Below are 1,999 nucleotides of genomic sequence, written 5' to 3' on the forward strand. Positions count from 1 at the left end.
AGAAGAACTTATTCGTCCAAGATCGTTCTAGCGCTCAGGCTCGCAGGTGCCTTCAACCTAGACGGCGAACTGAAGAATGCAATTCTAGTCGTGTTTCGATCCTGCGCGTTTTTACACAGCCAGGGTCACAAGCGGCGGTCGATAAGGCATGATCCGGCGTCTGCTTTTCGTCCGAGAGCCGACATATCGAGCGAGTGGAGCTGTGGGCCGCTCAGGGGCCAATACGCGACGTCGGAGATATTGCTTCCGATCTCGAGTAGCGGGAGAATGGCGCGTTAGAACAGGTCTACGGAGGGACACCATGATCTCACGTCGTCTTGTCATCCGACTGCTTGGGGCCGCAGTAATAGCTTTCGCGCTCAGCCCCACCCCCTGTGACGCTGGCTTTTTCGCCCGAGGCGCGCAACGCGAAGCTCGATGAAGCCCTTCGGGGATTGGTCGAAGGCCGCAGCACTCCGGGTATCGTGGTGCTGATCCTCGAGAACGGCCGCCCCGTCTACAGCCGCAGCATCGGCGTTCGTGAGGTCGGGAGCACCGCGCCGATTGGCGAGAGCGACATGTTCCGCCTCGCCTCAATGACGAAGGCCGTCACCTCGGTGGCGGCGATGATCCTTATCGAGCAGGGCAAGATCGGCTTGGACGATCCGGTCAGCCGTTTCCTCCCCGAGTTCGCCAACCAGCGGGTGCGTGCGCCCGACGGCACCGAGGGTCCTGCGAATAGGCCCCCGACGATCCGCGAACTACTGAACCATACCGCCGGGTTCTCCTATAACTTCATCAATAATCCCCGGCTCGTTGATGCATACCGCGAAGCGCGCGTAAGCGACGGGCTAGACCAGCCCGAGCTAACGACGGCTGACGCGATGCAGCGTCTCGCCTCCGTTCCGCTTGGCTATCAGCCTGGTACGGGTTGGGAATACTCGCTCGCCACTGACGTGCTCGGGGCCGTTATCGAAAAGGTGACGGGAGCCAGCCTCGGAGCTTTTGTAACCGAGCGCATTGCAAAGCCACTGCGCATCCAGAGTTTTGTGTTCAACGCGCCTGAGACCATCCGCTCACGCTTCGTGCAGTTGACGCGGCCCGCACAGGTCACAGGCGCACTCGGCACGGGCTATGTTCCGGTGGTGGGACCTGAGGCTGTGCCGTTCCCTCCCACCAAAGGCACAGCCAGTTTCGACCCGAACCGCGCCTTCTCTTCGACCGCCTATAACTCTGGCGGCGCCGGAATGAGCGGCACTATCGGCGACTATGCGCGGTTCCTGCAAATGCTGCTGAACGAGGGCGAACTCGACGGCGTGCGGGTGCTCCGCGCGGAGACGGTCCGGCAGATGACGCAGAACGCGACCGTCAATATGCCGACGCTTCGCGGGCCGGGTTGGGGCTTCACGCTGGGCTTTGGGATAGTGACCGATCCGGCTGCAGCGAAAACCCGTCTTCCTGCCGGCAGCTATGGGTGGGGCGGCATCTATGGCACGCAGTTTTGGATCGATCCGACAAACCACGTCGTCGGCCTAGTCATGACCCAGACGGCGATCATTGGCTCCGGCCCGATCGCCAATCCCATCCGGGAAGCGTTCTATGCGGCCGATTGAAGGTGCGATACCCAGCCTCTAGGGATCGGTCTGCTCCCGCGAGGCTGGTAACGTCCGACTTGGGTCAATCGCGTCGTTTCGGCCGCCGGTTGATTACCGCCGGTCTACCCCCGAAGAGCAGACATTCGTGGTGTCCAAAGGCATGTCGCGGATGGGCCCAGGAGCGGAAATCTCACCTTGGGCGCGGTGGCATCCGGACTTGAGCGGTTCGATCAGGCATCGCCAGTGGGCGCGATTGCTGCGGTCTCGACCATCAAGATCACGCTCCTTTCGGGCGCGCGCGTGCGATGCAACACTCCCTTCGGCACAGTGAAACCCTGATTGGGCAGCAACTCGATTGAGTGTCCCTCAAGATCGATTATGAAACGGCCGCTGAGGACGAAGAAGAACTCGTCGTCATTGTCGTG

The 1,999-nt window shown here is 61.4% G+C and carries 2 protein-coding genes; one reads left to right on the top strand and one right to left on the bottom strand.

Annotated elements, in window-relative coordinates:
• Window positions 1-374: 374 nt before the first annotated feature.
• Window positions 375-1,592: a serine hydrolase domain-containing protein gene (locus AC630_RS41540; protein WP_083636597.1), complete on the top strand. Its 1,218-nt coding sequence runs from the start codon at window positions 375-377 to the stop codon at window positions 1,590-1,592.
• A 212-nt stretch (window positions 1,593-1,804) separates the two neighbouring features.
• Here the strand turns inward: AC630_RS41540 and AC630_RS41545 are convergent.
• Window positions 1,805-1,999, bottom strand: a 195-nt coding sequence (locus AC630_RS41545) for a cupin domain-containing protein (protein ID WP_143198747.1), incomplete at its 5' end; no start/stop codon positions are given.

The sequence above is a fragment of the Bradyrhizobium sp. AS23.2 genome (assembly GCF_001908185.1).
In the GTDB taxonomy this organism is placed as follows: Bacteria; Pseudomonadota; Alphaproteobacteria; order Rhizobiales; family Xanthobacteraceae; genus Bradyrhizobium.